Source organism: Pseudomonas fildesensis, assembly GCF_001050345.1.
Classification (GTDB): domain Bacteria; phylum Pseudomonadota; class Gammaproteobacteria; order Pseudomonadales; family Pseudomonadaceae; genus Aquipseudomonas; species Aquipseudomonas fildesensis.
The window spans coordinates 219,726-242,180 of record NZ_LFMW01000005.1 but is presented as its reverse complement, the minus strand read 5'-3'; the positions used below and the strand labels follow the sequence as shown (position 1 = coordinate 242,180).

At 61.0% G+C, this 22,455-nt stretch carries 23 protein-coding genes and 1 tRNA gene; 11 read left to right on the top strand and 13 right to left on the bottom strand.

Translation table 11 applies throughout. The annotated features are described in order from the left end of the window. Positions 1-166: 166 nt before the first annotated feature. The 4 genes from ACR52_RS09635 to ACR52_RS09620 form a co-directional block, all read right to left on the bottom strand. A tRNA-Phe gene (locus ACR52_RS09635) sits at positions 167-242 on the bottom strand. A gap of 103 nt (positions 243-345) precedes the next feature. After that, the gene (locus ACR52_RS09630) at positions 346-618 is read right to left on the bottom strand and encodes an oxidative damage protection protein (protein WP_048723409.1); all 273 of its coding nucleotides are present in this window, start codon (positions 616-618) and stop codon (positions 346-348) included. Continuing rightward, complete coding sequence (gene mutY / locus ACR52_RS09625; protein ID WP_048723406.1) at positions 615-1,682, bottom strand: A/G-specific adenine glycosylase; 1,068 nt, start codon at positions 1,680-1,682, stop codon at positions 615-617. The genes ACR52_RS09630 and mutY overlap by 4 nt, the downstream gene beginning before the upstream one ends. Further along, on the bottom strand, positions 1,679-3,895 hold the full coding sequence (locus tag ACR52_RS09620; RefSeq protein WP_048723404.1) for an AsmA family protein: 2,217 nt from the start codon (positions 3,893-3,895) through the stop codon (positions 1,679-1,681). Before ACR52_RS09620 ends, mutY begins: the two co-directional genes overlap by 4 nt. Before the next feature lie 325 nt (positions 3,896-4,220). Here ACR52_RS09620 and ACR52_RS09615 point away from each other — a divergent pair, with 325 nt between their 5' ends. The 7 genes from ACR52_RS09615 (at position 4,221) to ACR52_RS09585 (ending at position 10,147) form a co-directional block, all read left to right on the top strand. Next, on the top strand, positions 4,221-5,882 hold the full coding sequence (locus tag ACR52_RS09615) for an OFA family MFS transporter (RefSeq protein ID WP_048723402.1): 1,662 nt from the start codon (positions 4,221-4,223) through the stop codon (positions 5,880-5,882). A gap of 349 nt (positions 5,883-6,231) precedes the next feature. After that, positions 6,232-6,825, top strand: a complete 594-nt coding sequence (hisB, locus tag ACR52_RS09610; protein ID WP_003218037.1) for an imidazoleglycerol-phosphate dehydratase HisB — start codon at positions 6,232-6,234, stop codon at positions 6,823-6,825. Continuing rightward, positions 6,825-7,463, top strand: coding sequence for an imidazole glycerol phosphate synthase subunit HisH (hisH, locus tag ACR52_RS09605; protein WP_048723392.1), 639 nt, complete (start codon positions 6,825-6,827; stop codon positions 7,461-7,463). Before hisB ends, hisH begins: the two co-directional genes overlap by 1 nt. Beyond that, on the top strand, positions 7,464-7,724 hold the full coding sequence (locus tag ACR52_RS09600; RefSeq protein ID WP_048723390.1) for a DUF2164 domain-containing protein: 261 nt from the start codon (positions 7,464-7,466) through the stop codon (positions 7,722-7,724). A gap of 83 nt (positions 7,725-7,807) precedes the next feature. Next, positions 7,808-8,545, top strand: coding sequence for a 1-(5-phosphoribosyl)-5-[(5-phosphoribosylamino)methylideneamino]imidazole-4-carboxamide isomerase (gene hisA / locus ACR52_RS09595; RefSeq protein ID WP_048723388.1), 738 nt, complete (start codon positions 7,808-7,810; stop codon positions 8,543-8,545). A gap of 9 nt (positions 8,546-8,554) precedes the next feature. Next, positions 8,555-9,325, top strand: a complete 771-nt coding sequence (gene hisF, locus ACR52_RS09590) for an imidazole glycerol phosphate synthase subunit HisF (protein ID WP_003171107.1) — start codon at positions 8,555-8,557, stop codon at positions 9,323-9,325. Between the two features lie 66 nt (positions 9,326-9,391). Further along, positions 9,392-10,147, top strand: a complete 756-nt coding sequence (locus tag ACR52_RS09585) for a substrate-binding periplasmic protein (protein ID WP_048723384.1) — start codon at positions 9,392-9,394, stop codon at positions 10,145-10,147. Positions 10,148-10,209: 62 nt separating this feature from the next. Here ACR52_RS09585 and ACR52_RS09580 read toward each other — a convergent pair whose 3' ends face one another. The 4 genes from ACR52_RS09580 to gpmI form a co-directional block, all read right to left on the bottom strand. Continuing rightward, positions 10,210-10,983: a divergent polysaccharide deacetylase family protein gene (locus ACR52_RS09580; protein ID WP_048723382.1), complete on the bottom strand. Its 774-nt coding sequence runs from the start codon at positions 10,981-10,983 to the stop codon at positions 10,210-10,212. Between the two features lies 1 nt (position 10,984). Further along, positions 10,985-12,313: a S41 family peptidase gene (locus ACR52_RS09575; protein WP_048723380.1), complete on the bottom strand. Its 1,329-nt coding sequence runs from the start codon at positions 12,311-12,313 to the stop codon at positions 10,985-10,987. Positions 12,314-12,550: 237 nt separating this feature from the next. Next, entirely contained in the window at positions 12,551-13,846 is a 1,296-nt protein-coding gene (locus ACR52_RS09570; RefSeq protein ID WP_048723379.1) for a murein hydrolase activator EnvC family protein, read from the bottom strand. Positions 13,847-14,022: 176 nt separating this feature from the next. Next, complete coding sequence (gene gpmI / locus ACR52_RS09565) at positions 14,023-15,549, bottom strand: 2,3-bisphosphoglycerate-independent phosphoglycerate mutase (RefSeq protein ID WP_048723377.1); 1,527 nt, start codon at positions 15,547-15,549, stop codon at positions 14,023-14,025. Between the two features lie 151 nt (positions 15,550-15,700). Here gpmI and ACR52_RS09560 point away from each other — a divergent pair, with 151 nt between their 5' ends. The 3 genes from ACR52_RS09560 to secB are packed head-to-tail and all read left to right on the top strand — an operon-like array spanning position 15,701 to position 16,898. After that, positions 15,701-16,114, top strand: coding sequence for a rhodanese-like domain-containing protein (locus tag ACR52_RS09560; RefSeq protein ID WP_048723375.1), 414 nt, complete (start codon positions 15,701-15,703; stop codon positions 16,112-16,114). A gap of 1 nt (position 16,115) precedes the next feature. Next, on the top strand, positions 16,116-16,370 hold the full coding sequence (gene grxC, locus ACR52_RS09555; protein ID WP_017849930.1) for a glutaredoxin 3: 255 nt from the start codon (positions 16,116-16,118) through the stop codon (positions 16,368-16,370). A gap of 42 nt (positions 16,371-16,412) precedes the next feature. Beyond that, positions 16,413-16,898 (top strand): protein-export chaperone SecB, encoded by a 486-nt coding sequence (gene secB / locus ACR52_RS09550; RefSeq protein WP_048723371.1) that lies wholly within the window; start codon positions 16,413-16,415, stop codon positions 16,896-16,898. A gap of 126 nt (positions 16,899-17,024) precedes the next feature. Here the strand turns inward: secB and ACR52_RS09545 are convergent, their stop codons facing one another. Next, a complete protein-coding gene (locus ACR52_RS09545) occupies positions 17,025-17,480 on the bottom strand; it encodes a tRNA (cytidine(34)-2'-O)-methyltransferase (RefSeq protein ID WP_046070509.1) in 456 nt (151 codons plus the stop codon). Here ACR52_RS09545 and ACR52_RS09540 point away from each other — a divergent pair. Next, on the top strand, positions 17,479-17,919 hold the full coding sequence (locus ACR52_RS09540) for a hypothetical protein (protein WP_048723368.1): 441 nt from the start codon (positions 17,479-17,481) through the stop codon (positions 17,917-17,919). The genes ACR52_RS09545 and ACR52_RS09540 overlap by 2 nt on opposite strands. Before the next feature lie 623 nt (positions 17,920-18,542). Here ACR52_RS09540 and ntrC read toward each other — a convergent pair. The 4 genes from ntrC to ACR52_RS09520 form a co-directional block, all read right to left on the bottom strand. Continuing rightward, positions 18,543-19,979 carry a nitrogen regulation protein NR(I) gene (ntrC, locus tag ACR52_RS09535; RefSeq protein WP_048723367.1) on the bottom strand — a complete coding sequence of 479 codons (1,437 nt, stop codon included), beginning with the start codon at positions 19,977-19,979 and terminating at the stop codon, positions 18,543-18,545. Further along, positions 19,976-21,061 (bottom strand): nitrogen regulation protein NR(II), encoded by a 1,086-nt coding sequence (glnL, locus tag ACR52_RS09530; RefSeq protein ID WP_048723365.1) that lies wholly within the window; start codon positions 21,059-21,061, stop codon positions 19,976-19,978. The genes ntrC and glnL overlap by 4 nt, the downstream gene beginning before the upstream one ends. A 293-nt stretch (positions 21,062-21,354) precedes the next feature. After that, a complete protein-coding gene (locus tag ACR52_RS09525) occupies positions 21,355-21,780 on the bottom strand; it encodes a cupin domain-containing protein (RefSeq protein WP_048723358.1) in 426 nt (141 codons plus the stop codon). A gap of 95 nt (positions 21,781-21,875) precedes the next feature. After that, positions 21,876-22,421, bottom strand: a complete 546-nt coding sequence (locus tag ACR52_RS09520) for a chorismate mutase (protein ID WP_048723450.1) — start codon at positions 22,419-22,421, stop codon at positions 21,876-21,878. Between the last annotated feature and the right edge of the window lie 34 nt (positions 22,422-22,455).

Genomic DNA, 22,455 nt, shown 5'->3' with positions numbered 1-22,455 from the left:
GGCCAGCCGCCGAGCCCTTATGGAATAAGGCATGAGGGAGCGGCCAGCAGATTCATCATCTCGAAATCACAACTCGGATAAGTCAAATCACAGACAACAAAAAACCCGCACTAGGCGGGTTTCTTGTGTGTTTCAGATGACGTTTGCACCACCTGAAACTAATTAGTGGTGCCCAGAGACGGAATCGAACCGCCGACACGGGGATTTTCAATCCCCTGCTCTACCGACTGAGCTATCTGGGCAACGGGGCGCATTAAACTGGTTTTTCAGGGGGTCGTCAAGCAAGTTTTCAAAAAATATTTAATTATTACCGTCGCTTACGGGCCAACCCCGAAATTTGATCAATTATTCAGCAGGTGGCACGTAGCCGTCGGCCTTGGCGTATTCCTCGCCGGAAAAGAACTTGTCCATCTCGCCCTGCAGGTATTTGCGGTCTTCGGCGTTCATCATGTTCAGGCGTTTTTCGTTGATCAGCAGGGTCTGGTGTTTCTGCCAGTCGGCCCAGGCTTTGGCGGAGACGTGATCGAAAATGTCCTGGCCCTTGGCACCCGGGAAAGGGGCGCGCTCCAGGGCAGGCAATTCTTCGTGGTACTTGCGGCAGACGATGGTGCGGGTCATGACGAAACTCCTGCGTTCAATACTTCAGCCGCGCGCTTCAGCAGTTTTTTGACCGGGGCGGCAAGGCCCAGGCGCGGCGGGGTGGCGAGGTTATACCAGAGCCAGTCGGCCTCGGCCACGTGATGGGCGGATTCCTCGACCTGGACCAGCCAGGGTTCGATGGCTAGCTGGAAGTGGCTGAAGGTATGGATCAGCCCCGGCAATGCCTGTTGCTCGCCCAGTTCGAGTGCGTGCTGATGGGCGAGGTGTTCCAGGTCTTCGAGGTCGTCCAGCTCCGGCAAACTCCACAAACCGCCCCACAGGCCCGTAGAAGGGCGACGGTAAAGCAGAATTGCGCCCTCGGCGTTGGCCAGCAGCGGCATCAGCGTGCGCTTCTGTGGGATGGTCTTGCGCGGCTTGGGGATCGGGTAGCGGGTCTCCAGGCCGAGCATGTGGGCTTCGCAGCCTTTTTCCAGTGGGCACAGCAGGCAGCTGGGTTTGCTGCGAGTGCAGAGGGTGGCGCCCATGTCCATCATCGCCTGGGTGTAGGCGTTGACGCGATCATGGGGTGTGAAGCGTTCTGCGGTGGCCCATAGCTGCTTGGCCACCTTGGGTTCGCCCGGATAGCCCTCCTGCGCCGTAAATCGTGCCAGCACGCGCTTGACGTTGCCGTCGAGGATCGGTGCGCGCAGGCCCATGCTCAGGCTCGCAATCGCGCCGGCGGTGGACAGGCCGATGCCGGGCAGTTCGGTGAGTTTTTCGACATCGCGGGGAAATTCGCCGCCGTACTCGGCCACGACAATCTTTGCGGTCTTCTGCAGGTTGCGGGCGCGGGTGTAGTACCCCAGGCCGGTCCACAGGTGCAGCACTTCGTCTTCCGGCGCTGCGGCCAGGGCTTCAACCGTTGGCAAGGACGCCATGAAACGGTCGAAGTAATTGAGCACGGTGCTGACCTGGGTCTGTTGCAGCATGATCTCCGATACCCACACGCGGTAAGGCGTGATGCCCTGTTGCCAGGGCAGGTCATGCCGGCCGTGGCGGTCGTACCAGTCGAGCACCGCCGTTGAAAACTGCTCGTTTCTCATCGTTTGAACAGGCCTTTCAAAGCGTCTTTCAACTGCGGATTAACTTTGTCGAGCTTCTCTTCCAGCTTCTCGCTGAGCTTGTTGCCCGCCGCCTTGATCGCGACCTGGCTCAAGCCGTCCTTGTCCAGTCGGCACGCCTTGGCGCCCAGTTCCAGCGGGCCACGGCAGCGCAGTGGGACTTCGATGTTCTGGAAGTTGGCGCCTACTTCACAGGCCGGGTCCGGCGTATCACGCTTGTCGCCCTCTACGATGATGCCGACGCGGTAATCCATGCCCAGCACGCGCAGATCGACGTCGCCGTTGCCGTTGACCGTTAGGCCTGGGATGCGCACTTTCAGGTCGGGGTTATTGGCCACGCCGTTGCGCAAGGTCAGGTTGCCTCGCAGTTCCTGGAATGGCGTGTCCTTGCCCTGGGGTGTGCTGCTCAAGGTCTTGCGGTTGAGCAGGGCGATGCCGGTGCAGAGTTGCTGTTCAAGGTTGGCGTTGAGCAGCACACCATTGTTGATCACAAAGCTGGCGGTGCCGTTGAGGCTGTCGATCAGCGCCTTTTGGCTATTACCACGGCCGCTGAGATTGCTGTCGAGGGTGATCTGGCCCTTCACCGGCGGTGTTTGCCCCTGGGCTTGCAGGATGCGTTCGACTGACACCTGCTTGATACGGGTTTGCAGCGCCAGCACCGGAATATCCTGGCGTACATCGAGTGTGCCGTTGGCCTGGAAGGTGCCGTTGTAGAGACCGCCGCTGAGGGTGTCGAGCTTGAGCTGGCCGTCGATGCCGGTGGCCTTGAGCGCTGCATTCTGGATCGGCAGCTTGCTCAGGGTCAGTTGGCCGAAGGCCAGGTCGGCGTCTACGTCGAGTGTGCGCAAGCGGGTCAATGGCAGCAGCTTGTCGGTGCTCCAGGCGCCTTTGGTCGGTGCGTCCGGCAACGGTGTGGTGCCACCGGCGGCCATGGCCCCGGCTTCGCTGTTCTGCACTTCGGCCTGGCGTGCGGCGGTCGCACCCTTGGCGGATTCGGACTTGGCCGGCAGGTAGTTGTCGGCGTTGAAGGTGTCGCCCTTGAGCTGCACGCGCAGCGACTGTTTGGCGAAATCGTCCACGGCGAGGCGACCGGTGAAGGTGCTGCCGTCGAGTTTCAGGTTCAGGTCTTCCAGCGCCATGCTGGTGGGCGTGCCTTTGAGGCGGCTGACCAGCTCGACTTTGCTCAGGCTGCCCTCGGCCATCGGTGGCAGCGGGCTGCCGATGCTGTCGAGGAACTTGGCCAGGTCAAACTGGGCGATGGACAGGGCGCCGCTGATCTGTGGCGTCTTGTCCAGGTCGTTGACCTTCAGTTCACCCAGTGCGCGCAACTGGTTGGCCGAGAGTTTCAAGTTGGTCCACTCGGCAATGTTCGCCGCCAGGTCCACCAGCAGTTGACCCTGGGTGGAGAATGTCACGGTCTTGCCTTGCAGCGGCTCGCCGGTGGCTTCACCGCTGAGCTTCATGTCTTCGAACTGGTAACGCTTGAGGGCGCGCTGAATGCGCAAGTTGCCGTTCAGCTCGGTCTTGACGCGCATCACCGGCTGGTTGCTGCCGAAGAAGGCGGTGAGTTTCAGCGGAATGCTCGCACCGTCGTGTATGGCGCCTGCGCTCAGTTGAATGCTTTCGGCGCTGAACTGCTTGCCGGTTTGCTCATCGTTGTATTCGATGCGGGCGTTGTTGATCGTCAGGCTGTCGATATCCAGGCGGATGGGCTGCGGCGGTTTTTCCGCCTTGGGCTCGGTTGCCGGTTCCGCCGGGACGGGGGCGGGGGTGTCCGTGGTCGCCACCGGCGCGTTCTTGCCGATGTCTTCCCAGTTGCCATGGCCTTGCTTGTCGCGGTTCAGGCGCAGGTTCAGGCCTTCGACACGCACATCGCTCATCTGCACTTCGCGGCGCAGCAGCGGCAGGACGCGCACTGACAGGCCGAGCATCTGCAGGTCGGCGAACGGTTGCGTCGGGGTGGTCAGGGTCGCAACACTGGCCTCGTGCAATTCCAGGCCCAGCCACGGGAACAGGCTCCAGCCGATGTCGCCATTGAGCGTCAGCTCGATGTGGGCCTTGTCGCGGGCAATCTGGCGAATCTCGTCTTTATAGTCGTTGGGATCGAAGAGATGGGTCAGGGCAAAGCCCAGAGCCACAATGATCAGCAACAGCCCGAGAAGTACCAGACCCAGGATTTTGCCGAACGCTTTCATGGGCGAGTCCTTGTATGTCGATTTTGAAAAATTAGCCGCAGAGTATAACGCCCGAAGCCTCGCGTCAGTTCACGGATCGTTACATTGTATCCAGCGCAAGCCAAACAGGATTTTGGCGTCAAAAAAACAAATATTGCCAAAAGGTGATGGCATTTTGGTTTTTCTGTCACTTACAGATGCTAATCTTCGCGGGTTCGTCCGCCTTCTGCGACTTAACGTCGCGCCTAAATGGAGCTTCACTCTACAAAAAACGGCCACGCTCTGCGTGCAAGGCCGAGGGAGAGAGCGCCTGACGGACGCATACTAATAACTGGGGGAAACACCAATGAGCACTAGCACTGCGGCCGGTCAAACCGACGCACAGCCTGCGTTCCTGTCCAAAGAACGCATTATCGCCAAGCCCGGGTTCAACCGCTGGCTGGTTCCACCGGCCGCCCTGGCCATCCATCTATGCATCGGCATGGCCTACGGTTTCTCCGTGTTCTGGCTGCCGCTGTCCAAAGCGCTGGGTATCACCAAGCCGGTTGCCTGCGCGCCGGACATGGGTTTCATCGCCCAAGTCTTCTCGTCCCAATGCGACTGGCCCATCTCCATGCTGGGCTGGATCTACACCCTGTTCTTCATCTTCCTGGGCTGCTCGGCAGCGATCTGGGGTGGCTGGCTGGAACATGCCGGGCCACGCAAGGCTGGCGTTGTATCGGCCCTGTGCTGGTGTGGCGGTCTGCTGATCTCGGCGTTGGGGATCTATAGCCACCAGATATGGCTGATGTGGATCGGTTCCGGGGTCATTGGCGGTATCGGCCTGGGCCTGGGCTACATCTCGCCGGTGTCGACTCTGATCAAGTGGTTCCCGGACAAGCGTGGCATGGCCACCGGCATGGCGATCATGGGCTTCGGTGGCGGCGCGATGGTAGGTGCACCCCTGGCCGCAGCATTGATGGGTCACTTCGCTTCGCCGACCAGCGTAGGCGTGTGGCAGAGCTTCCTGGTGATGGCCGCGATTTACTTCGTGTTCATGATCGGCGGCGCCCTGTCGTACCGCGTTCCGCCGACCGGCTGGAAGCCTGAGGGCTGGACTGCGCCGGCGAAAAAAGCCAGCAACGCGATGATCACCCACCGTCACGTCCACGTGAACGTGGCGTGGAAAACCCCGCAATTCCGCCTGGTGTGGCTGGTGCTGTGCCTGAACGTGTCGGCCGGTATCGGCATCCTCGGCATGGCTTCGCCGCTGCTGCAGGAAGTGTTCGGCGGCAAGCTGTTGGGTGTTGATGTACCGTTTGGCCAGCTGGATGCCGGTCAATTGGCGTCCATCGCTGCCATCGCTGCGGGTTTCACCGGTCTGTTGAGCCTGTTCAACATCGGTGGCCGGTTCTTCTGGGCTTCGTTCTCCGACTACCTGGGCCGTAAAAATACCTACTTCGTATTCTTCGCCATGGGCTTCGCGCTCTACGCGCTGATCCCGAACCTGGGACACCTGGGCAACGTGGCACTGTTTGTAGCGGCGTTCTGCATCATCCTGTCGATGTACGGCGGTGGTTTTGCGACCGTTCCGGCGTACCTGGCCGACCTGTTCGGTACTCAGATGGTCGGCGCGATCCACGGTCGCCTGCTGACCGCCTGGGCTGCGGCGGGCGTGTTGGGCCCGGTGCTGGTGAACTACCTGCGTGAATACCAGTTGAGCATCGGCGTTGAACGCGCTGCCGCTTACGACATCACCTTGTACATCCTCGCAGGCCTCTTGGTGCTGGGTTTCATCTGCAACCTGCTGGTTCGTCCGGTGGCCGACAAGTACTTCATGACCGACGCGGAACTTGCTGCCGAACAGGCGCTGGGCCATGACAAAGGCGCTGATGCCTCCACTTCGCTGGAGTGGAAAGCAGCGTCCGGCACCGTGCCGTTGGCGATTGCAGCCTGGCTGGTGGTGGGTATTCCGTTGGCGTGGGGGGTGTGGGTGACCCTGCAGAAGACGGCGGTACTGTTCCACTAACATTGCGTCACCCTTGTGGGAGCGGGCTTGTTGCTGTGAGCTGGCTTGTTGTGGCGAGCGGGCTTGTTGTGGCGAGCGGGCTTGCCCCGCGTTGGGTCGCGAAGCGACCCCCATTAGCGCCGCCGCGCTCTTTAGTCAGAGCGCGATATCCGGTTTCGGGGCTGCTTCGCAGCCCAACGCGGGGCAAGCCCGCTCGCCACACAAGCCCTCTCCCACACTTGTATGCACATGTCTATCTCCGACATTCCTCGCTTCAACTCGTCAGTCTTATCCCCTTCGATGTTTCTGTTTAGCGTCCGCGCCCCTATAATGGCTGCCTTTTTCGCCCAATGATTTTGCGGAGCTGGTGATGGCCGAACGTAAGGCGTCCGTCGAGCGCGACACTCTGGAAACCCAGATCAAAGCCTCGATCAACCTGGATGGCACCGGAAAGGCCCGATTTGATATCGGTGTTCCTTTTCTTGAGCACATGCTGGACCAGATCGCCCGTCACGGGCTGATCGACCTGGATATCGTCAGCAAGGGCGACCTGCATATCGACGACCACCACACTGTGGAAGACGTCGGCATCACGCTCGGGCAGGCGTTTGCCAAGGCCATTGGCGACAAAAAAGGCATCCGTCGCTACGGCCACGCCTATGTCCCTCTGGATGAAGCGCTGTCGCGTGTGGTCATCGACTTCTCCGGCCGCCCAGGCCTGCAGATGCACGTGCCCTACACCCGCGCCACCGTGGGCGGCTTCGATGTCGACCTGTTCCAGGAATTCTTCCAGGGCTTCGTCAACCACGCACTCGTCAGCCTGCACATCGACAACCTGCGCGGCACCAACACCCACCACCAGATCGAAACCGTGTTCAAGGCTTTCGGCCGCGCGCTGCGCATGGCGGTGGAGCTGGACGACCGCATGGCCGGGCAAATGCCCTCGACCAAGGGCGTCCTGTAATGCAGACGGTCGCGGTTATCGATTACGGCATGGGTAACCTGCACTCGGTGGCCAAGGCCCTCGAGCACGTAGGTGCTGGCAAGGTGCTGATCACCAGCGACGCCAACGTGATTCGCGAAGCTGACCGGGTGGTATTTCCCGGCGTTGGCGCGATCCGCGATTGCATGGCCGAAATTCGTCGTCTGGGCTTTGACAGCCTGGTGCGTGAAGTCAGCCGGGACCGCCCGTTCCTCGGCATCTGCGTGGGCATGCAAGCCTTGCTCGACAGCAGTGAAGAGAACGGCGGCGTCGACTGCATTGGCCTGTTTCCCGGCCAGGTGAAGTTCTTCGGCAAGGACCTGCATGAAGACGGCGAACATCTGAAAGTCCCGCACATGGGCTGGAACGAAGTGCGCCGCAGCGTGGATCACCCGCTGTGGCACGAAATTCCGGACATGGCGCGCTTCTACTTTGTGCACAGCTACTACATCGCCGCCGGTAACCCGCGCCAGGTGGTGGGTGGCGGGCACTACGGCGTCGACTTCGCCGCAGCGCTGGCCGACGGTTCGCGCTTTGCCGTGCAGTTCCACCCGGAGAAAAGCCATACCCATGGCCTGCAATTGCTGCAGAACTTCGCCGCGTGGGATGGTCGCTGGTAAATGGCCAAGAAAGCCAAGCCGCCGATCTTGAACCTCACTCCCCAGCAGGAGAGTGAGGCTACCGACAAGATCAAGCGCTTCATGGAAGACCGCTTCGAGCTCAAGCTGGGCTCGTTCGAAGTCGCCGAGATTCTTGAGTTGTTCACCACCGAAGTAGCGCCGCACTATTACAACAGGGCGATTTTCGATGTGCAGACGCACCTTAAAGAAAGGTTCGAAAGCATCGAAAGCGACCTGTGGGCTTTAGAAAAAAGCAGCTGAAAGCCTCAAGCTGCAAGACTTAATACGCGTGCTTGCTTGCAGCTTATAGCTCGCAGCTTGCAGCTCTTTGACGAAGGAAAAGCATGCTAATTATCCCCGCTATCGATCTCAAGGACGGCGCCTGCGTACGTCTGCGCCAGGGCCGCATGGAAGATTCCACTGTGTTCTCCGATGACCCAGTGAGCATGGCCGCCAAATGGGTGGAAGGGGGTTGCCGTCGTCTGCATCTGGTGGACTTGAACGGCGCCTTCGAAGGCCAGCCGGTCAATGGCGAGGTGGTCACCGCGATCGCCAAGCGCTACCCGAACCTGCCGATCCAGATCGGTGGCGGTATCCGCTCCCTGGAAACCATCGAGCACTACGTGAAAGCCGGCGTGAGCTACGTGATCATCGGCACCAAGGCCGTGAAAGACCCAGCCTTCGTGGCCGAGGCTTGCCGCGCGTTCCCAGGCAAGGTCATCGTGGGTCTGGATGCTAAAGATGGTTTTGTCGCCACCGACGGCTGGGCTGAAATCAGCACCATTCAGGTGATCGACCTGGCCAAGCAGTTCGAAGCCGACGGCGTGTCCGCCATCGTTTATACCGACATCGCCAAAGACGGCATGATGCAGGGCTGCAACGTACCGTTCACCGCTGCGCTGGCCGCTGCCACCAGGATCCCGGTGATCGCTTCCGGCGGTATCCACAACCTGGGCGATATCAAGTCGCTGCTGGACGCCAAGGCTCCAGGCATCATCGGCGCCATCACCGGCCGCGCGATCTACGAAGGTACCCTGGACGTCGCCGAAGCCCAGGCTTACTGCGATGCCTACAACGGCTGAGGACTGACCATGGCGCTGGCCAAACGCATCATCCCTTGCCTGGACGTTGACAACGGTCGCGTGGTCAAGGGCGTCAAGTTCGAGAACATCCGTGACGCCGGCGACCCGGTGGAAATCGCCCGTCGCTACGATGAGCAAGGTGCCGACGAGATTACCTTTCTCGACATCACCGCCAGCGTCGACGGCCGCGACACCACGCTGCATACCGTCGAGCGCATGGCCAGCCAGGTGTTTATCCCGCTGACCGTGGGCGGTGGCGTGCGCACCGTGCAAGACATCCGTAACCTGCTCAATGCCGGCGCGGACAAGGTCTCGATCAACACGGCCGCGGTGTTCAACCCAGAGTTCGTTGGCGAAGCCGCGCAGCATTTCGGTTCGCAATGCATCGTGGTCGCCATCGACGCCAAGAAAGTCTCCGGCCCGGGCGAAACCCCGCGCTGGGAGATCTTCACCCACGGCGGTCGCAAGCCGACCGGCCTGGACGCGGTGGAGTGGGCGATGAAGATGGAAGGCCTGGGCGCCGGTGAGATCCTGCTGACCAGCATGGACCAGGACGGCATGAAGAACGGCTTCGACCTGGGCGTGACCCGTGCCATCAGCGATGCGCTGGGGATTCCGGTGATTGCGTCCGGCGGCGTCGGCAACCTGCAGCACCTGGCCGACGGCGTGATCGAAGGCCACGCCAGCGCGGTGCTGGCGGCGAGTATTTTCCACTTTGGCGAGTACACCGTTCCCGAGGCGAAGGCCTACATGGCTGCGCGCGGTATCGTGGTTCGTTAAACGCTGCTGGACACCATGGCAGGCGCGCGGCACTCTCTGCGCTTGCCATGGATTCCGGTAACTTTCATGTTCAAACACCTGCTGCTCGCCTTCGCCAGTACCTCCATGCTGATGGTCGGTGCTGCTCAAGCCGAAGAGCCGTCTGACGCCGCCGTGGTGTTGCTGACGGAAAACTTCCCGCCCTACAACATGGCGAAAAACGGCAAGAACTTCGCCAAGGACGAGAACATCGAAGGCATCGCCGTGGACATCGTGCGCGAAACCTTCAAGCGTGCCGGCATTTCCTACAACCTCACCCTGCGTTTCCCCTGGGAGCGAATCTACAAGCTCGCCCTGGAAAAACCTGGCTACGGTGTATTCGTGATGGCGCGCCTGCCGGATCGCGAAGCGTTGTTCAAATGGGTCGGGCCCATCGGGCCGGATGATTGGGTGATGCTGGCCAAGGCCGACAGCAAGATCCAGCTCGACGACCTGCAGCACGCCAGCGGCTACAAAATTGGCGCCTACAAGGGCGACGCGATTGCCGAGACCCTCGAGAAGCAGGGACTCAATCCGGTTGTGGTACTGCGTGACCAGGATAATGCGCAGAAGCTCGTGGACGGCCAGATCGACCTCTGGGCCACCGGCGATCCGGCCGGGCGCTATCTGGCGCGCCAGGTGGGCGTGACCGGGCTCAAGACGGTCCTGCGCTTCAACAGTGCCCAGCTCTACCTCGCGCTGAACAAAGACGTGCCGGACGAGTTGGTAGCCAAGCTTCAGGCTGCGCTGGACCAACTGCGTAAAGATGGCGTCGTCGACGAGATCATGGCGAAGTATCTGTAACCGGCAGGAACACCTGTAGGCGCTGGCAAGCCAGCTGCTACAGGGTGTAGTCGCCGTATTCTCTAGCGGTATTGGCCGCTCTTGCCATGCGCGGCCATCGCCTGATTGCTGCGCACGCTGATCATCAACTTGATATCAATCCACTCGATGCCCTGAGCCTTGAGCTTGGGCAGCTCGCGCTCCAGCACCGCCAGCGTCTGTGGGTACGGGTGGCCGATCATCACGGCTGACCCCTGCTTGTGGGCCAGCTTGATCGCAGTCTGCAATTGCGTGGTGATTGCCGCTTCGGTGCGCTCGTCATCGAGGAACACATCCCGTGAGACGCTTGCCAGGCCGATCTTCTGCGCCTCGGCGGCCGCGACGGTTTGCGCGCTGGTGCGGCTGTCGACGAAGAACTTGTGGCGCCGCTGCAACTCGTTCATCAACCAGGCCATAGCGACCGGTTGCGCGGTCATTCGGCTGCCCATGTGGTTGTTGATGCCGGCGGCGTAGGGCACGGCCTGAAACGCAGCGTCCAGGCGTTTGCCGAGTTCTTCGATAGGCAGCTCGGGGTGCCAGGCGAACGGGCCGGTGGCGGGGTCCATGGGCATGTGCAGGATCACGATCTTGCCGGCCTTGTGCGCTTCGCGGGCGAATTCGGCGGCGTGGGGTGTGTCGGGCATGATCGCCGTCGTCACCGGGCCGGGTAATGCGAGCACACGACGATCCCTGGGCAGGTTTTGCCCGAGGTCGTCGATGATGAGGGTCAGGTAGGCTTTGTGAGGCTCGCTGGCAGGAGTCGCTTGGGCGACACCTGCCAGGCTGCACAGCAGCGCGATGATCAGGGCAAAACGCATATCAACGGCTGCGGGTGATGCTCAAGCCCTTTAGCAGGCTGAGCGCCTGGGCCAGCTGGTAATCATCGTCCTGCGGCATCGGCTTGGCTTTCGCGCTGCTGCCGGTCGGCTGGTCGGCGCCGCCGTTGCCATTGCCCAGGTGGCCTTGCAGGTCCGCTTCCTTGTAGTACTCGCTGTCGATCTCGTTGGTGATCTTGGCTTTGCGTACTTCAATGTCAGGGACGATGCCCTGAGCCTGGATCGAACGGCCATTGGGCGTGTAGTACAACGCCGTGGTGATCTTCAGTGCGCGCTCGTTGTTCAACGGCAACACGGTTTGCACCGAGCCTTTGCCGAAGCTGGTGGTGCCCATCAGCACGCCGCGCTTCTGGTCTTGCAGGGCGCCGGCGACGATCTCCGAAGCCGAGGCGCTGCCGCCGTTGATCAGCACGGCCAGCGGGACGTTTTCGCTGAGGTCGTTGCCGGTGGCCGAGAAACGCAGCTCGGAGTTGGCGATACGGCCTTTGGTGTAGACGATCAGGCCTTTGGTGATGAAGTGGTCGACCACTTCCACCGCCGATTGCAGCACGCCGCCCGGGTTGTTACGCAGGTCGAGCACGATGCCGTTGAGTTTTTTGCCGTTGTCCTTGCGCAGCTTGGCCAGTGCCTTGGCCACTTCGTCGCCGGTCTTGACCTGGAACTGGGTGATACGGATATAGCCGTAGCCTGATTCCAGCAGCTGGCTCTTCACGCTCTTGACCACGATGGTTGCGCGGGTCAGCGTTACGTCAAACGGGTTGCCACCGTCGCGCACCAGGGTCAGGGTGATTTTCTGACCGATCTTGCCGCGCATTTTGTCGACGGCTTCGGTCATGGTCTGACCACGGGTTGGTTGGCCATTGATCTTGACGATAAAGTCACCGGCCTGGATGCCGGCCTTTGACGCGGGGGTGTCATCGATCGGCGAGACGACCTTGATGTTACCGTCCTCGGCACCGACTTCAATGCCCAGGCCGCCGAATTCACCGCTGGTGCTTTCCTGCAGCTCGGCGAAATCTTCCGGCCCCAGGTAGGCGGAGTGCGGGTCGAGGTTGCTGAGCATGCCCTTTATGGCATTTTCCAGCAGGGTCTTATCGTCTACGGGTTCGACATAGGCTGCCTTGATCCGGTCCATGACCTCGGCAAAGGTGCGCAGCTCGTCCAGCGGCAACGGCGCCTTGGTGGTCACGGCCGTGGTCGCGGACGTGGCGGCGGGTGCAGCCGCAGCGGCCGGGTCGGCGAAAGCCAGAGGCGCGCCGATCACCAGGGCGATCGTCAGGGCCAGCGAAGTGAGGCGGGACAAATGCAGCATGTCGAACGAACTCCTAATGTATTACAGGTCGTGTTGACGATTAATGATGGTCGCGTTGGAGTTGTGAGTGTGCCAGGCAAGGCGCGCTCACAGCTTTAACCCGAAGGGCCGCGCCACGGAAGGCGCATCGTTACTCGTCGTTCATTTTGGACATACACATTTAATTCCTCATGCCGGACTTGCGCCTTCCGGGGCGCGGCGCGGCTGTCATTAACCGTCAACACGACCTGTCAGACCCTATCCTTGGGTGCGGCACCATTGTGCAGGGTCGCTCGGGCGGCCCTGCTGACGAATAGCGAAGTACAGCGCCGGGGTGTCCTGGCCACCACTGTTACCGACAGTGGAGATGGATTCACCGGCTTTTACAACATCACCTGCCGACTTGAGTAAAGTCTGATTGTGGCCGTAAAGGCTCAAATAGCCATTACCGTGGTCAAGAATCACCAGCAAGCCGGCGCCACGCAGCCAATCGGCAAACACCACGCGCCCGCCGTGAACGGCATGCACCTGGCTGCCTGCGGAGGCGCTGATCATCACGCCGTCCCACTTGGCGCGGGTGTCATCGCCACGGGTTTCACCAAAGCGTGCCAGTAGTCGACCATCAACTGGCCATGGAAGTTTGCCGCGGGCTGAAGCAAAAGGGCCGCCGAAGGACTCGCCGGCGCTGGAAACCAGCGGGCCAGGGGCTGCATGCGCCGGTTTACGCGGTGCCGGAGCGTCAGTCGTGGCTGCCAGTTCGGCCTCACGCTGACGCTTTTTTTCGGCTTCCTGCTGGGCGATCAGCGCTTTCTGGCGCGCTTCTTCGGCCTCACGTGCCTGGCGGGCCAGGGTTTCTTCGATGGTTTTGAGGACTTTGCCGAGGTCGGCCTGGTCCTGCTCGCGGGCTTGCAACTTGGCGTCGCGGGCTTTCACGTCGTCATTGAGCTTGGCCAGGGCCAACTGGCGTTCCTTGCGTACCTGGTCGAGCTGGTCGCGCTGGGTGTCGAGGGCGCTTTTCTGGTCGAGCAGTTGCGACTGCTGGTCGGCGATTTCCTGTTCGACATTCGCCAGCTGGCGCAGGGTTTCGTTGAAACCCTTCAATTGCGCCAGGCGTGCCTGGCTCAAGTAGTCGTAATAGGTGAGGGTGCGCGCGAATTTTTCCGGGTTCTGCTGGTTGAGCAACAGCTTGAGGTATTCCTGGCGGCCGCTCTGGTAGGCGGCGCGGGCCTGGATCGCGATCAGGCGTTGCTGTTCAACGCGTGCGCTCTGGAGTTTTTTTTTCTCAGCGTCGAGTCGCTCCAGTTCCGACTCGCTCTTCTTTAATTCTTTTTGCAGCTCCTGGACCTGCTTCTCGAGCTTGCCCATTTCGGTTTCCGTGCCGCGCAGGTCTTTCTGCACCCCGGATTTTTCTTCCTGGAGCTTGCCGAGCAGTTTTTTCAGCTCGGTAATGTCCTGACGCGTAGCGTCCAACTGTTGTTGGGTTTGTGCGCGCTCATCGGCAAACGCCGGTTGGAGCAGGCAGACAAGAGCGAGGGTAATCAAGGCGCGAAGCATAGAGGCGGGCGACACCAGGGAAATGGACGGCCTAGTATGCCCGCCAAGCGCCGCAAAAAAAACGCCTCAAAGCCAACTGCTTTGAGGCGTTCGTCTTAAAAAGCCGTTTAGGGCGATTTAATCGTTTGGTTTAGCGGTTAAACCGAGCATTCCCACGCAGAGCGTGGGAACGATCATCAAACCAGAATCGAAGTACCAGTCATCTCCACCGGCTTCTCCAGCCCCATCAGCATCAACATGGTCGGCGCCACATCCGCCAGCACGCCGCCAGCACGCACTTTCAGGTCGCGCTTGCCGACGTAGATGAACGGCACCGGCTCGGTAGTGTGGGCGGTGTGCGCCTGGCCGGTGGATTCGTCGGACATCTGCTCGCAGTTGCCGTGGTCGGCGGTGATCAGGGCTTCGCCGCCGACTTTTTCCAGGGCGTCGACGATGCGGCCGACGCACAGGTCCAGGCATTCCACGGCCTTGGTGGCGGCTTCCAGGTTGCCGCTGTGGCCGACCATGTCGCCGTTGGCGTAGTTGACCACGATCACGTCATAACGCTGGTTGACGATGGCGTCGACGATCTTGTCGGTGACTTCCGGCGCGCTCATTTCCGGTTGCAGGTCGTAGGTGGCGACTTTTGGCGAAGGGATCAGGATGCGCTCTTCGCCGGGGAACGGTTCTTCACGCCCGCCCGAGAAGAAGAAAGTCACGTGGGCGTACTTTTCGGTTTCGGCAATGCGCAGTTGAGTCTTGCCGTTTTTCGCCAGGTAGTCGCCCAGCACGTTTTCCAGGCTGCCGGCTGCAAACGCGGCGGGGGCCGGGATGCTGGCGGCGTATTGGGTCAGGCCTACGTATTGGACTTTTGGCTGGCGCGCGCGCTCGAATTCCTTGAAGCCGTCTTCGACAAACACGCGGCTCAGTTCGCGGGCACGGTCGGCGCGGAAGTTCATGAAAACCACGGCGTCGCCGTCTTCGACTTTCACCGGCTCGCCGATGGTGGTGGCTTTGACGAACTCATCGCTCTCGCCACGGGCGTAGGCGGCTTCCAGGCCTTCCTGGGCGGTGGCGGCGTTGAATTCGGCCTGGCCGTCGACGATCAGGTTGTAGGCCTGGGACACGCGGTCCCAACGGTTGTCGCGGTCCATGGCGAAGTAGCGGCCGACCAGGCTGGCGATGCGGCCCTTGCCGAGGGTCTTGAAGGTCTCGTCCAGCAGTTCGATGGACGACTGCGCGCTTTTCGGCGGAGTGTCGCGGCCGTCGAGGAAGGCGTGCAGGTAAATCTTGTCGGCGCCGCGCTTGAAGGCCAGTTCGGCCATGGCGATCAGGTGGTCCTGGTGGCTGTGTACGCCGCCGTCGGACAGCAGGCCCATGAAGTGCACGGCCTTGCCGGCAGCGACTGCTTTATCCACCGCCGCGCAGATGGTCGGGTTCTCGAAGAACTCGCCGTCGCGGATCGATTTGGTCACGCGTGTGAAGTCTTGATAGACCACTCGTCCGGCGCCGAGATTCATGTGGCCGACTTCCGAGTTGCCCATCTGGCCGTCCGGCAGGCCCACGTCCATGCCGGAACCGGAGATCAGGCCGTTGGGTACGGTGGCGGTCAGGCGGTCGAGTACGGGCTTCTTGGCCGCCCACACGGCGTTGTCGTGGTGGCTTTCACTGTGTCCGAAGCCATCGAGAATTATCAGGACCAAAGGTTTAGGCGTAGTAGTCATAGATCCTCTCGCGGCGGTAATAAAGGAAGGCAATTAAAAAGGGAGTGGCAGTTTAAAGCGAAGTTCCGACCACGTCACCGCTTTACGGGGGTTGGCCGACCATGGCGGCTGTGTATACTTACCGCCATTTTAACGCCCTGGAACCTCCTTGATGGTTGATCACCTGATTGCATTTGCCACTGCCCACTATCTGCTCGCGGGTGCCTTCGTCATCCTGCTGGCGCTGCTGATCGCTCATGAGTTGAGCCGCGGTGGCCGCAGCCTGAGCACGTCGGAGCTGACCGCACTGGTCAACAAGGATGAGGCCGTTGTCGTGGATATCCGCCCAGCCAAGGATTTTGCCGCTGGCCATATCGTCGGTGCCCTGAACATTCCACAGGACAAGCTGATCGCGCGCCTGGCCGAGTTGGAAAAGTACAAGGCCAAGACCATTATTCTGGTCGACGCTCAAGGCCAGCACGCCGGCACCCACGCCCGCGAAATGCTCAAGACCGGTTTCATCGCCGCCAAACTGTCCGGCGGCATCAGCAGCTGGCGCGGCGATAACCTGCCGCTGGTGAAGTGATATGAGCCAGGTTGTCGTGTATTCCAGCGATTGGTGCCCTTACTGCATGCGGGCCAAAGCCTTGCTGGAGAAGAAGGGCGTTGCCTTCGAAGAGATCAAGGTCGACGGCAAGCCCCAGGTGCGCGCCGAAATGGCCCAGAAGGCGGGGCGCACGTCGGTGCCGCAGATCTGGATCGGCGCCAAGCACATCGGTGGATGCGACGACCTGTTCGCCCTGGAGCGCGCCGGTAAATTGGATGCGCTGCTTCACGTCTGACTCCTAAACCCTAAAAGACCCCAAGATCAAGAAGGATCTGCGATGACTGACCAACAGAACACCGAAGCGGCAGCAGAAGAGGCTCAAGGCCCACAATTTTCCCTGCAGCGTATCTACGTGCGTGACCTGTCGTTCGAAGCGCCGAAAAGCCCGGCCATCTTCCGCCAGGAATGGACCCCAAGCGTTGCGCTGGACCTGAACACCCGTCAAAAGGCACTGGAAGGCGACTTCCACGAAGTTGTGCTGACCCTGTCGGTCACCGTCAAGAACGGCGAAGAAGTAGCCTTCATTGCTGAAGTGCAACAGGCCGGTATCTTCCTGATCCAGGGCCTGGACGAAGCGTCCATGAGCCACACCCTGGGTGCGTTCTGCCCGAACATCCTGTTCCCGTACGCCCGTGAGACCCTGGACAGCCTGGTCACCCGTGGCTCGTTCCCGGCGCTGATGCTGGCTCCGGTGAACTTCGATGCCCTGTATGCGCAAGAGCTGCAGCGCATGCAACAGGAAGGCGCACCGACGGTTCAGTAATTTCGAACCCGACGCAGAACCCAATGTGGGAGGGGGCTTGCTCCCGATAGCGGTGGATCAGTCACATAGATGTCGACTGACACTCCGCCATCGGGGGCAAGCCCCCTCCCACATTTGCTATGTGTGTTACTTGAAGCCGAGTTGGCGCCAGCCTTCGTAAACCGCGACGGCTACGGTGTTGGACAGGTTCAGGCTGCGGCAGCCCTCGCGCATCGGCAAGCGCAGGCGATGGCCGTCGGGCAGGGCGTCGAGCACGTCGGCCGGCAGGCCACGGCTTTCCGGGCCGAACAGGAAGGCATCGCCTTCGGCAAAGCTGGCATCATGGAACGGCCGCGAGCCCTTGGTGGTGAACGCGAACAGTCGTGGGTGGCCAAGGCTTTCCAGGCAACTGGCAAGGTCGGCGTGGCGCTGGAGCGTGGCGTACTCGTGATAGTCCAGCCCGGCACGTCGCAGGCGCTTGTCGTCCATGTCGAAGCCCAGGGGCTCGATCAAATGCAGGTGGCAGCCACTGTTGGCGCACAGCCTGATAACGTTGCCGGTATTCGGCGGAATTTCTGGTTGAAAAAGGATGACGTGAAACATGCACGGCTCCGAAGGCAAAGATGCGCTGCATTCTACCCCTGAAGAAGACCCCAGGCCGAAGCTATTGCCACGGGTTTTAGGCTCGTTGGCGATTGTCGGCTTGATGGTGGGCCTGATGATCGGCCGCCTGACTACGCCAGACCCGGTTGAGCTGCAGCAGGTCGAGCCTGCCGCTGATGGCGTGGTGGTGTGGTTCAACAGCGAACCCAAGCTGCATGGCGAACATGTCGACGGCACTGTGGCGCTGTTGTTCGATGCACAGGGCAAGGCCGCCGGTGGGCAACTCAAGGTCAATGACAAGGATGTGAACTGGCACATCCGCAAGACCGATGGCGGCTTGCTGCTGAACCTGGTGGCGGCTCGGCCATTGCGCGGGGAATGGAAAGGGGAGAAGGTCGAAGGTCGCTGGCGGCTGGAGATCCATCTCCAAGAGCAATAAAAGAGGGAATCCCCGGCCTGCCTGTACCAAGGTTCCCAAAACGGGCTGGGGCTATGGGCGCTGTGCCGCATAAGCCCCGGGTATAAAGAAGGGAGTTCCCGCCTGCCTGTACCAGGGCTCCCAAAACGGGGTGAAGCCGTAAAGCGCTTCGGTGTTAAAGAGGGAGTCCTCGGCCTGCCTGTACCGAGGTTCCCCAAAGCGGTGTGGAGCGCGACGCTGTTCGCATCAAGCACCCCGGTGTAAAGAGGGGATTCTCGGCCTGCCTGTACCAAGGTCCCCGAAACTGGGTAGTACAAGGGTTATTGCAGGGCGCGTGCCAGAGTCGCCAAGTTGTGCAAAAAAAATCTCCAGAAAGCGCAAAGCCCCGGAATACGGGGCTTTGGTGTTTTCGGCTTTCAGATATTTTTCTGTGAGGCTGATATTTCAGGGCTTGGATCGGTGCTCGATGCCGGTTCGTGGTGCATTGAAGCGGTGCACTGTCCTGAAACTTAGTGGAGATCCAAATGTGGGAGGGGGCTTGCTCCCGATAGCAGTGTGTCAGTCAACAGATGTGTCACTGATACACCGATATCGGGAGCAAGCCCCCTCCCACATTGGATTTTCAGTGGATCAGGGATTTTTGATCAGGCGTCATCGCCCTCGTCATCATCCCCGCCATCAACCTTCATCCCCAACTCCTTGATCTTGCGAGTCAGGGTGTTGCGGCCCCAACCCAGCAGCACGGCGGCATCGCGACGGCGACCGGCGGTGTGCTTGAGCGCGGTTTCGATCATGATCCGCTCGAAGGCCGGCACGGCGCTGTCCAGCAGGTTCGACTGGCCGCGTGCCAGGGCCTGGTCGGCCCATTGGCGCAGTGCCTGTTCCCAGTTGGTCACGGGTGCCGAATCCTGCGGCAGGCTCAACAGTTCCGGCGGCAGGTCGCTGATATGCACTTCGCGGCCGGACGCCATCACCGTAATCCAGCGGCAAGTGTTCTCCAGTTGGCGCACGTTGCCGGGCCACGGCAGGTTCTTCAGGTATTCCTCGGTCTCGCTTTTCAGCAGCTTCGGCTCGACGGCCAGCTCCTGGGCGGCGCGGCTGAGGAAGTGGCGAGCAAGCGTCGGGATGTCTTCGCGGCGGTCCGACATGCGTGGGATGTGGATGCGGATCACGTTGAGGCGGTGGAACAAGTCCTCACGGAATTTGCCCGCGTGCACCAGGGTTTCGAGATTCTGGTGGGTCGCAGCGATGATGCGCACGTCGACCTTGACCGGCGTGTGGCCGCCGACGCGATAGAACTCGCCGTCCGCCAGCACGCGCAACAGGCGGGTTTGGGTGTCGGCCGGCATGTCGCCGATTTCGTCGAGGAACAGCGTGCCGCCGTCAGCCTGTTCAAACCGGCCGCGCCGCAGGTTGGCCGCGCCGGTAAACGCGCCTTTCTCATGTCCGAACAGCTCGGACTCCATCAAATCCTTCGGAATCGCCGCCATGTTCAGCGCGATAAACGGCGACGCTGCGCGTGGGCTGTGACGGTGCAGGGCGTGGGCCACCAGCTCTTTACCGGTACCGGATTCGCCATTGATCAACACGGTGATGTTGGAGTGGCTCAAGCGCCCGATGGCGCGAAACACTTCCTGCATCGCCGGTGCTTCACCGATGATTTCCGGGGTGCGGGTCAGGGCTGGTGGGGCTTCCTGGTTTTGCTGTTCCTGGGCGTGCTGGTTGGCGCGCTTGACCAGCGCCACCGCCTCGTCCACGTCGAACGGCTTGGGCAGGTATTCAAAGGCGCCGCCCTGGTAGGACGCGACAGCGCTGTCCAGGTCCGAGTGCGCGGTCATGATGATCACCGGCAGGCGCGGGTGCTGCTCGCGAATCCGCGCCAGCAGGTCCAGGCCACTGGCGCCGGGCATGCGGATGTCGGAGATGATTACGTCGGGCTGCTGGCGCGCCAGGCGGCTCATTACCCCATCGGCGCTGTCGAAGCTCTGGGTGGTCATGCCTTCCTGTTGCAAGGCTTTCTCGAGGACCCAGCGGATAGAACGGTCGTCATCGACGATCCACACAGTTTCACTACGGCTCATGTCGATGGGGCTCCTTGTTCCAGAGGCAGAAAGATCGAGAAGGTGGTGTGGCCAGGATGGCTCTCACATTCGATCAGACCCTGGTGCTGGCTGATGATGTTCTGGGTAATGGCCAGGCCCAGCCCGGTACCGTCCGGGCGGCCGCTGACCATGGGAAAGAAAATGGTTTCCTGGAGTTCCGCAGGAATGCCCGGGCCGTTGTCGATGATCTCGACCTTGGTCACCAGGCGATGGCGCACATGGCCGATGGTGAACTGACGCAGGGCACGGGTGCGCAGGCTGATACGGCCAAGGCGCAGCTCGTTCTGGCTGCTGATGGCCTGCATGGCGTTGCGCACGATATTGAGCACCGCCTGGATCATCTGTTCGCGGTCGATCAAGACGTCGGGGATGCTCGGGTCGTAGTCGCGAACCAAGGTGATGCAGCCTTGGCTTTCGGCCTCGACCAGGTGGCAGACGCGCTCCAGCACTTCGTGCACGTTGGTCATCGCCAGCGACGGCAGCTTGTTGGAGCCGAGCATGCGGTCGACCAGGTTACGCAGGCGGTCGGCCTCTTCGATGATGACGTTGGTGTAGTCCTTGAGGTTCTCGTCCGGCAGTTCGCGGGCGAGCAGTTGCGCCGCGCCACGAATCCCGCCGAGGGGGTTCTTGATCTCATGGGCCAGGCCGCGCACCAGCATCTTGCTGGTTTCCTGCTTGGACAGCTGCGCTTCTTCCTTGGTGATCCGCAGCAGGCGGTCACGGGGGTGCACTTCGAGCAGCAGCAGGGTGCTGCCGTTGCTCAGGATCGGGGTCACGGCGTAGTCGACGGTCAGCGTCTGCCCGGTCAGGGCGGTGAGCATCGCCTCGCGCTTGGTGAACGGGTGTGCCTGCTCCACGGCCTGGCGCAACGAGCTCAGGGCTTCGGCCGACTCGGTGAACAATTCGCTGATGAACTGCCCATGGCTGCGCTGGCCGCTGATGGCCAGGAGCATCTCCGCCGCCGGGTTCATGTACTCAAGGCGCAGGTCGTCATTGAGCAGAATGGTCGCGGTGGTCAGGTTGTCGAGTAACAAACGGTGCAGTGCATCGCTAATGGTCATCAGGACCTCTTTTGGAGCAAGGCGCGGGCTTGAGGCGCACGCTGATAAAAGGAAACTGCAAAAAACAAACCAAGGCTCCGAAAAGAAGCGTTAAAGCCATGAAATAGGTATTTCAGGCTCGAAACTGTGGCGTTCTGCCTGCTTCATCGGGAAGTTTCGAACCAAAATGGGTTGGGTAGGTGGGAAGGGTGCGATGTGTTGCACCAATATAGTGCGAATTTGTGAAGGTTGTTCAGGAAGTGGCGGAATCGTTTTCGGCGCGCTCGAAAACGATTCTGGCGAAGGGGGCGGTATCAGTGTGGCTGTGACAGTGGCATGTCCGGGGTACCGGCGTAAAACACCAAAAGCTCGACTGGCGTGTTGCCGGTGGTGCCGCGATGGACTGTACCGACCATCTCGGCCAGGGTTTGCCCTGGTTTCAGCGTGCGAACCAGTCCGCCCGAGCGGGTTTCAACGGTCAGTTCCCCCGATACGATATACGCGGCGTTAGGCATTGGATGGCTGTGCCAGGGCAGTTGCGTATTTGCCGGTATCCTGAGGCGTAATAGCGTGAGTTGCGGCGCGCCGGAAGGGTAGGCTGTGTAGGGCGCGCCATCCCATGACGCGCTGCTCTGCAGCAGTAGCTCCTTGTCGACCTGCGCGGTGTCTTTCAGCGGGCTGCTGCAGCCGAGCGCACACAAGCAGGCCGCTGTCGCGATCAAGTGTTTGAGGGCGTCCATGGTTCCATCCTGTTCGGTAAGTGGCCGGTCAGGCTACGTTTACCGTTCGAGGCGAAGATGCCGGACGGTGCCTCAAATCAAGTAGTCCCGATACTTTATTGAGTGGATGGCGTCTGGATGCACAGTTCAGCGGTCGCGCGGATCGTTGCGATCTGCTGTAGTGGGTCGTGAAGCGGTTTGTGGACGGCCGTGGCCAACCACTGCGAGCATTGGGGGTTGCTGCGTTCGGGGCTGAAGTCCGCCAGTTGCTGCAGCAGACGTTTTTGCAACTGGTCCAGCTGTGGGCGAATCTGCCCAACCAAGTCCGGACGCGGGTCGTCGGGCGCCTTGCCCTGGAATTGCCAGTCGGACAGGCGGGTGTACTGCACCATTTTATTCGCCTCGATCTGCGCCGAAAAAAATTGCTCGGCAGCGGCAGGGTCCAGTTTGTAGCCTGGTGCCTGGGCGACGACGCTGGCGATCACCTCTTGTTCGCGTTTCTTGTCCTCTACGGGTTTTTTGCTATCCCATTTGCTCAGGGCCACCTGATCGGCAATCGCCAGGCGTTCGGCGATGCTGTTGAGCAACGGTTCGAGGGTGGGTGGTGCAGCGTTGGCCGTGGCAGTGGCGAACAGCAAGGCAAGTACGAGTCGATGTTTCAAAGGCAATCCCCTGTAGGCGCTGGCTTGCCAGCGA

Coding starts and splice junctions, on each gene's coding strand:
- ACR52_RS09630 (WP_048723409.1), bottom strand. CDS start 618: ATGACCCGCACCATCGTCTGCCGCAAGTACCACGAAGAATTGCCTGCC.
- mutY (WP_048723406.1), bottom strand. CDS start 1,682: ATGAGAAACGAGCAGTTTTCAACGGCGGTGCTCGACTGGTACGACCGC.
- ACR52_RS09620 (WP_048723404.1), bottom strand. CDS start 3,895: ATGAAAGCGTTCGGCAAAATCCTGGGTCTGGTACTTCTCGGGCTGTTG.
- ACR52_RS09615 (WP_048723402.1), top strand. CDS start 4,221: ATGAGCACTAGCACTGCGGCCGGTCAAACCGACGCACAGCCTGCGTTC.
- hisB (WP_003218037.1), top strand. CDS start 6,232: ATGGCCGAACGTAAGGCGTCCGTCGAGCGCGACACTCTGGAAACCCAG.
- hisH (WP_048723392.1), top strand. CDS start 6,825: ATGCAGACGGTCGCGGTTATCGATTACGGCATGGGTAACCTGCACTCG.
- ACR52_RS09600 (WP_048723390.1), top strand. CDS start 7,464: ATGGCCAAGAAAGCCAAGCCGCCGATCTTGAACCTCACTCCCCAGCAG.
- hisA (WP_048723388.1), top strand. CDS start 7,808: ATGCTAATTATCCCCGCTATCGATCTCAAGGACGGCGCCTGCGTACGT.
- hisF (WP_003171107.1), top strand. CDS start 8,555: ATGGCGCTGGCCAAACGCATCATCCCTTGCCTGGACGTTGACAACGGT.
- ACR52_RS09585 (WP_048723384.1), top strand. CDS start 9,392: ATGTTCAAACACCTGCTGCTCGCCTTCGCCAGTACCTCCATGCTGATG.
- ACR52_RS09580 (WP_048723382.1), bottom strand. CDS start 10,983: ATGCGTTTTGCCCTGATCATCGCGCTGCTGTGCAGCCTGGCAGGTGTC.
- ACR52_RS09575 (WP_048723380.1), bottom strand. CDS start 12,313: ATGCTGCATTTGTCCCGCCTCACTTCGCTGGCCCTGACGATCGCCCTG.
- ACR52_RS09570 (WP_048723379.1), bottom strand. CDS start 13,846: ATGCTTCGCGCCTTGATTACCCTCGCTCTTGTCTGCCTGCTCCAACCG.
- gpmI (WP_048723377.1), bottom strand. CDS start 15,549: ATGACTACTACGCCTAAACCTTTGGTCCTGATAATTCTCGATGGCTTC.
- ACR52_RS09560 (WP_048723375.1), top strand. CDS start 15,701: ATGGTTGATCACCTGATTGCATTTGCCACTGCCCACTATCTGCTCGCG.
- grxC (WP_017849930.1), top strand. CDS start 16,116: ATGAGCCAGGTTGTCGTGTATTCCAGCGATTGGTGCCCTTACTGCATG.
- secB (WP_048723371.1), top strand. CDS start 16,413: ATGACTGACCAACAGAACACCGAAGCGGCAGCAGAAGAGGCTCAAGGC.
- ACR52_RS09540 (WP_048723368.1), top strand. CDS start 17,479: ATGCACGGCTCCGAAGGCAAAGATGCGCTGCATTCTACCCCTGAAGAA.
- ACR52_RS09545 (WP_046070509.1), bottom strand. CDS start 17,480: ATGTTTCACGTCATCCTTTTTCAACCAGAAATTCCGCCGAATACCGGC.
- ntrC (WP_048723367.1), bottom strand. CDS start 19,979: ATGAGCCGTAGTGAAACTGTGTGGATCGTCGATGACGACCGTTCTATC.
- glnL (WP_048723365.1), bottom strand. CDS start 21,061: ATGACCATTAGCGATGCACTGCACCGTTTGTTACTCGACAACCTGACC.
- ACR52_RS09525 (WP_048723358.1), bottom strand. CDS start 21,780: ATGGACGCCCTCAAACACTTGATCGCGACAGCGGCCTGCTTGTGTGCG.